This window comes from Actinomycetota bacterium (assembly GCA_036280995.1).
Classification (GTDB): domain Bacteria; phylum Actinomycetota; class CALGFH01; order CALGFH01; family CALGFH01; genus CALGFH01.
On the sequence record DASUPQ010000564.1, the window covers coordinates 1 to 6,953 of the forward strand.

Here is a 6,953-nt window from a genome sequence, read left to right on the forward strand (position 1 = left end):
CTTCAGCATGGCCCTTCCACCTCCAAATGTGACCGGGTCGCTCCACATCGGCCACGCTCTCGACCACACCTACCAGGACTACCTGGCCCGCGTGCACCGCATGCGCGGGTTCGAGGTGCTGTGGCTGCCCGGCATGGACCACGCCGGCATCGCCACCCAGAACGTGGTCGAGCGCGAGCTCGCCAAGGAGGGCAAGACCCGCTTCGACCTGGGCCGAGAGGCCTTCGTGGAGCGCGTCTGGGCCTGGAAGGCCGAGTCGGGGGGCCGCATCCTCGGCCAGATGCAGCGCCTCGGCGACTCGGTCGACTGGTCGCGCGAGCGCTTCACCATGGACGAGGGCCTGTCGCGGGCCGTCCGCGAGGTGTTCGTCTCCCTCTACGAGCAGGGCCTGCTGTACCGGGGCCGGCGGATCATCAACTGGTGCCCCCGCTGCCTCACCGCCCTGTCCGACATCGAGGTCGAGCACGAGGAGGTCCCGGGCGAGCTCGCCCACCTGCGCTACCCCCTGGCCGACGGGTCGGGCTGGATCGGGGTGGCGACCTCGCGGGCCGAGACGATGCTGGGCGACACCGCGGTTGCCGTCCACCCCGACGACCCCCGCTACCAGGGCCTCATCGGCAGGACGGTGCGCCTGCCCCTGGTCGACCGGCTGATCCCGGTGGTCGCCGACGCGGCCGTGGACCGCGAGTTCGGCACCGGCGCGGTCAAGGTCACCCCGGCCCACGACCCCAACGACTACGAGATCGCCGAGCGGCACGACCTGCCCGCCGTCGACATCCTCACCGAGGAGGCGATCGTCAACGCCGAGGGCGGGCGGTTCGAGGGCCTGGACCGCTACGCCGCCCGCCGCGAGGTCAAGGCCGCCCTGGCCGAGCTGGGCCTGCTGGAGCGGGTCACCGAGGCGCCGCACTCGGTCGGCCACTGCTACCGCTGCCGCACCGAGGTCGAGCCGCGGCTGTCGCTGCAGTGGTTCGTGGCCGCCCGGCCGCTGGCCGGCCAGGCCATGGCGGCGGTCCGCTCCGGCCAGACCCGCTTCGAGCCGGCCCGCTACGAGAAGACCTTCTTCGGCTGGATGGAGCAGATCCGCGACTGGTGCGTGTCCCGCCAGCTCTGGTGGGGGCACCGCATCCCCGCCTGGTACTGCCCGGACGGGCACGTCACCGTGGCGCGCCAGGACCCGGCCGCCTGCGGCACCTGCGGCGCCGCCGAGCTGGCCCAGGACGAGGACGTGCTCGACACCTGGTTCTCGAGCGGGCTGTGGCCGTTCTCGACCCTCGGCTGGCCCGACCAGACCGAGGACCTGGCCACCTTCTACCCGACCTCGGTGCTGGTCACCGGCTACGACATCATCTTCTTCTGGGTGGCCCGAATGCTGATGTTCGGCTGCCACTTCCAGCCGCCGACCCCGTTCGAGGTCGTGGCCATCCACGGGATGGTCCGCGACGCCCAGGGCAAGAAGATGTCCAAGTCGTTCGGGAACGTCATCGACCCGATCGAGCTGATGGACCGCTACGGCACCGACGCCCTCCGGTTCGCCCTGATCCGCGGGGCCAACCCGGGCGGCGACGTGCCCCTGGCCGAGGAGTGGGTGGAAGGCGCGCGCAACTTTGCAAATAAGCTCTGGAACATGGCCCGCTTCGTCCTTTCCACCGGGGGGGCAACAAGCGCCCCCCCGGACCCCCCCGAACCGAGGCCGTCCCTCGGCCTGGCCGACCGCTGGCTGCTCTCACGCCTGGAACGCACCCGGGCGGCCGTGACCGCCGCCTACGACGGCTTCGACCCGGCCGAGGCGGCCCGGCTGCTGCACGGGTTCGCCTGGAGCGAGCTGGCCGACTGGGCGGTCGAGCTGGCCAAGCCACGGCTGGCCGCCGGGGACGAGGACGCCCGGCAGGCCGCCGCCACCCTGACCTACGCCCTGGACGTCACCCTGCGGCTGCTGCACCCGGTGATGCCATTCGTCACCGAGGAGCTGGGCCGGGCCCTGACCGGGGTCGAGACCCTCACCCTGGGTCCCTGGCCGGCCGAGCGCCCCGGCGACCTCGACCCCGAGGCCGAGACCGGCATGGCCGACCTCCAGGAGGCGATCGTGGCCCTGCGCCGGTTCCGGGCCGAGCACCGCGTCCCCACGGCCAGCCGGCCCCGGCTGGTGGTCGTGCCGGCCGACGCGGCCCAGGCCGGCCTGTTCCGGGCCGAGGCCGACAGCCTCCGCCGCCTGGCCCGCCTGGACGCCGTCGAGGTCGGCTCGGCGGCCCCGGCCACCCCCACCGCCAAGCTGCTGGCCGGCCGGGCCGAGCTCCACCTCCCCCTGGAGGGGCTGCTCGACCTGGACGAGGAGCGGGCCCGGCTCGACCGCGAGCTGGCCACCCTCGGGGCCGAGCGGGCCCGGGCCGAGGCCAAGCTGGCCAACCCCGCCTTCCTGGAGAAGGCCCCGCCGCCGGTGGTGGCCAAGGCCCGGGAGCGCCTGGCCGAGGTCGACGAGGCCCTGGCCAAGGTCAGGGCCCAGCAGGTCGAGCTCTCCGGCACGCGCTGAGGAGGTCCGATGGGACGGGTCCCGGAGCGCCCGTCGCTGGACGGGCTCGAAGCCAAGTGGGGCGCCCGCTGGGAGGCCGACGGCAGCTACCGGTTCGACCCGGCGCGGCCCCGGGAGGACGTGTTCGCGATCGACTTCCCGCCGCTCACGGTCAGCGGCGTGCTGCACGTCGGCCACGTCTTCTCCTACTGCCACACCGACGTCCTGGGCCGCTTCCAGCGGATGCGGGGCAAGGACGTCTTCTACCCGGTGGGCTGGGACGACAACGGGCTGCCGACCGAGCGCCGGGTGGAGAACTTCTACGGCGTCCGCTGCGACCCCTCGCTGCCGTACGACCCCGGGTTCGCGCCGCCGGCCGGCCCGGTCGCGGCCGGGCAGCCCAAGCGGCCGGTGTCGCGGCCCAACTTCGTCGAGCTCTGCCGCCGCCTGACCGACACCGACGAGCAGGCGTTCGAGGCGCTGTGGCGCCAGCTCGGCCTGTCGGTCGACTGGACGCTGGCCTACGCGACCATCGGCGAGCGGGCCCGGCGGGCCTCCCAGCGCGGGTTCCTGCGGCTGCTGGCCAGGGGCGAGGCCTACCAGGCCGAGGCCCCGACCCTGTGGGACGTGACCTACCGCACCGCCGTGGCCCAGGCCGAGGTCGAGGACCGGGAGGTCCCCGGCGTGGCCGTCCAGGTCCGGTTCCGGCGCGACGGGGCCGGGCCGAAGGGGTCCGGGGAACCCCGAGGGGGTGCCCCGGTGAATCGGGACCTGGTGGTGGAGACGACCCGGCCGGAGCTGCTGGCCGCCTGCGTGGCCCTGGTCGCCCACCCCGGCGACGACCGCTACCGCGACCTGGTCGGCACGACCGCCACCTCGCCGCTGTTCGGGGTGCCGGTCCCGGTGGTCGCCCACCGGCTGGCCGACCCCGCCAAGGGGACCGGGCTGGCCATGATCTGCACCTTCGGCGACCTCACCGACGTGCTCTGGTGGCGGGAGCTGCGGCTGCCGGTGCGCTCGGTCGTCACCCGCGACGGCCGGCTCCGGGAGACCCCGCCCGAGGGCGTGCCCGCCGGCCCGGCCTGGGCCGAGCTGGCCGGCAGGACCACCACCCAGGCCCGGCGGCGGGTGGTGGAGCTGCTCGAGGACGCCGGCGACCTGGTCGCCGGCCCCCGGCCGGTCACCCACCCGGTGAAGTTCTACGAGAACGGTGACCGGCCCCTGGAGATCGTGACCAGCCGCCAGTGGTTCATCCGCCTGCTCGACCACCGCCAGCGGCTGCTGGAGCGGGGCCGCGAGCTGGACTGGCAGCCGCCGTTCATGCGCGCCCGCTACGAGCACTGGGTGACCGGCCTGCACAGCGACTGGCTGGTCAGCCGCCAGCGGTTCTTCGGCGTGCCCATCCCGCTGTGGTACCCGCTGACCGAGGCCGGCGAGGTCGACCACGACCGGCCGCTGGTCCCCGGCGAGGCCCGGCTGCCGGTGGACCCGTCCACCGACGTGCCCGACGGCTACCGGGAGGCCGACCGGGGCCGGCCGGGCGGGTTCGTGGCCGACCCCGACGTGTTCGACACCTGGGCCACCTCCTCGCTCACCCCGCAGATCGCCGGCGGCTGGGAGGAGGACCCGGAGCGGTTCGCCCGGGTGTTCCCCATGGACCTGCGGCCCCAGTCCCACGAGATCATCCGGACCTGGCTGTTCTACACGGTGACGCGGTCCGAGCTCGAGCACGGCGTGCTGCCCTGGTCGCGGGCGGCCATCTCCGGCTGGGTGGTCGACCCCGACCGGCGCAAGATGTCCAAGTCCAAGGGGAACGCCGTCGCCCCCACGGCCGTGCTGGAGCGCTACGGGGCCGACGCCCTGCGCTACTGGGCGGCCAAGGTCCGGCCGGGCACCGACACCACCGCCGACGAGGGCCAGATGCGGGTCGGCCGCCGCCTGGCCATCAAGCTGCTCAACTCGGCCCGGTTCATCCTCGGCCTCCCCGGCGACGGGCCGGACACCGGGGACCCGGCCGAGGCGCTCGACCTGGCCATGCTGGCCGGGCTGGACGCCACCGTGGCCGAGGCCACCGCCGCGCTGGAGGGGGCCGACTGGACGGCCGCCCTGGAGGCGACCGAGCGCTGCTTCTGGTCCTTCTGCGACGACTACCTGGAGCTGGTCAAGGACCGCGCCTACCGGCCGGCCGGCGAGCCGGGCGGCGCCTCGTCCAGGGCGGCGCTGCGCACCGCCCTGGACGTCCAGGTGCGGCTGCTCGCCCCCTACCTGCCGTACGCCTGCGAGGAGGTGTGGTCGTGGTGGCGCGACGGGTCGGTCCATCTGGCCGGCTGGCCGGGCCCGGTGTCGTCGCCGGCCGCCGCCGGGGCCGACCGCCGTCCCCTGGACGCGGCCAGGCAGGTGATCGCGGCCGTCCGGCGGGCCAAGAGCCAGGCCGGGGTGCGGCTGCGCACCCCCGTCGAGCTGGCCGAGATCGCTGGCCCGCCCCCGTGGCTGGATGCGGTCCGGGCCGCCGAGGCCGACCTGGCCGCCGCCGGCCGGGTGGGGGCGTTCCGGTACCGCGAGCGTCCCGGCGCCGACGGGCTCGACGTGCGGGTCGCGCTGGCCGCGGCCGAGGAGGCCACCACATGAGCGAGCAGCCCCGCGAGGTCGAGGGGGTCCTGCTGGTCCAGGCCGACGACCAGGAGGCCGCCGGGCGGCGGGTGGCCGACCTGGAGGCCGTCGACCGCTTCGACCTCCGGCCGCGGCCGCCCCAGCGGATCCGCGACGTCTACCTCGACACCGGCGACGGCGCCCTGGCCGCGGCCCGGGCCGCCTTCCGGGTCCGGGAGCTGGACGGCCGGCCGCTGCTCACCCTCAAGTCGGCGGCGGTGCGCACCGGCCTGGCCGCGGAGCGGCTGGAGCTGGAGGCCCCCTGGTCGCCCGAGGCCCTCCAGGCCGTCCTGGGCGAGCTGCGCCGCCAAGGGGTCGAGCTTCCCGACCCCGGTGAGGGCGCCGGGGCGGGGGAGCCGCTGGCCGACCTGGCCGCCCTCGGCCTGCGCCCGACCCAGCGCCGCGAGACCTCCCGCACCCCCCGGGACGTGCTCGAGCGTGGACACCCGGACGCCGGGCCGGTGGCCGAGCTGACCATCGACGACGTCACCTTCCTGCTCCCGGCCGGGCGGGCGCGGCTGCTGGAGGTCGAGGTCGAGGCCAAGGGCCCGGGAGGGATCGAGACCGTGCAGGCGCTGCTGGGGGCGCTGGCCGCGGCCCTGCCGGACGACCTGCGGCCCTGGCCGTACGGCAAGCTGGGCACCGGCCGGGCCGTGGAACGGCTGCTGGCCGCCGGCGAGCTGGACGGCCTGCTCGGCCCCGACGGCAGAGTCCGCCCGGCCGCCCACGACCGGCTCGCCGAATTCCTCGCGGAAAATTCCGCTTGACGGGTCGTCACGGTCGCGCGCAAACTGCTTGCACAAGTCTCCAGCCAGAGAGGCGGTGAACGGCATGAAGAGGAACCCGGGTCGGACGATGCTGCTCTGCGGCAGCGAATGGCGCATCCACCTGCGTGGTCGTGCCGTTCGAGCCGACATCTCGAGCTTCGCGCTCCCCGGAGGGAACCGGTCGTGAGGCGCGCACGCCGCGCCTGATTTCGCGCTGACCGCCTCCCTCCCGGGAGGCGGTTTTTCGTTTCCCAATTTCCGTTCCGCGTCCGGGGGGAGGTGCGCAGGAGTGTTCCGCTACGCCCAGGAGCAGGCCCACCGGTGCTACTGCCGCTACTGCCACGGCCAGGGCTGCGGCGGCTGGTGCCGCTGGTGCCGCTGACCGGGACTACTATCGACGGCGTCATGGACTACCAGGACGCCGTCGATGCGTTGTACGCCCGCATGCCGACCCGCATGGGGCCGACCCTGGAGCGGATCACGCGGCTGGCCGAGCTGCTCGACCATCCGGAGCGGACCGCGCCGGCGGTGCACCTGACCGGGACCAACGGGAAGACCTCGACGGCCCGGATGGTCGCGTCGCTGCTGGCCGCCTTCGGGGTCGGGGCCGGGGTCTACACCAGCCCCCACCTGCAGGACGTGCGCGAGCGGGTGGCGCTGGCGACCCGGCTCATCTCGACCGAGGAGTTCGCCGAGACCTGGGCCTACCTGGAGCCGTTCCTGGCCGAGGTCGACCGGGCCGGCGACCAGCCGGTGACCTTCTACGAGGCCCTGACCGCCCTGGCCTTCCTGTGGTTCGCCGAGCTGCCGGTCGACGCCCAGGTGGTCGAGGTCGGCATGGGCGGCACCTGGGACGCCACCAACCTGGTCAACGGGGAGGTGGCCATCATCAACCGGGTCGCCCTCGACCACCCCGAGCTCGGCGGCACCCCGGCCGCGGTGGCCAGCGAGAAGGCCGGCATCATCAAGCGCGGCGCCACCGTGGTCAGCCATGCCCAGGACGACGACGTCCTCGCCGTCATCGCCGA

4 protein-coding genes are annotated in these 6,953 nt (G+C 74.7%); all 4 read left to right on the top strand.

What is annotated here, in order from left to right:
• Positions 1 to 2,530: valine--tRNA ligase (locus VF468_19045; GenBank protein HEX5880388.1), on the top strand; the 2,530-nt coding region annotated here is incomplete at its 5' end.
• A 9-nt stretch (positions 2,531 to 2,539) separates the two neighbouring features.
• Positions 2,540 to 5,137: a valine--tRNA ligase gene (gene valS, locus VF468_19050; GenBank protein ID HEX5880389.1), complete on the top strand. Its 2,598-nt coding sequence runs from the start codon at positions 2,540 to 2,542 to the stop codon at positions 5,135 to 5,137.
• Positions 5,134 to 5,925, top strand: coding sequence for a CYTH domain-containing protein (locus tag VF468_19055; GenBank protein ID HEX5880390.1), 792 nt, complete (start codon positions 5,134 to 5,136; stop codon positions 5,923 to 5,925). Before valS ends, VF468_19055 begins: the two co-directional genes overlap by 4 nt.
• Positions 5,926 to 6,297: 372 nt before the next feature.
• On the top strand, positions 6,298 to 6,953 hold a 656-nt coding region (locus tag VF468_19060; protein HEX5880391.1), incomplete at its 3' end, for a Mur ligase family protein.

Bases quoted from the DNA above. Each gene is read 5' to 3' on its own strand.
- valS (HEX5880389.1), top strand. From the start codon at position 2,540: ATGGGACGGGTCCCGGAGCGCCCGTCGCTGGACGGGCTCGAAGCCAAG.
- VF468_19055 (HEX5880390.1), top strand. From the start codon at position 5,134: ATGAGCGAGCAGCCCCGCGAGGTCGAGGGGGTCCTGCTGGTCCAGGCC.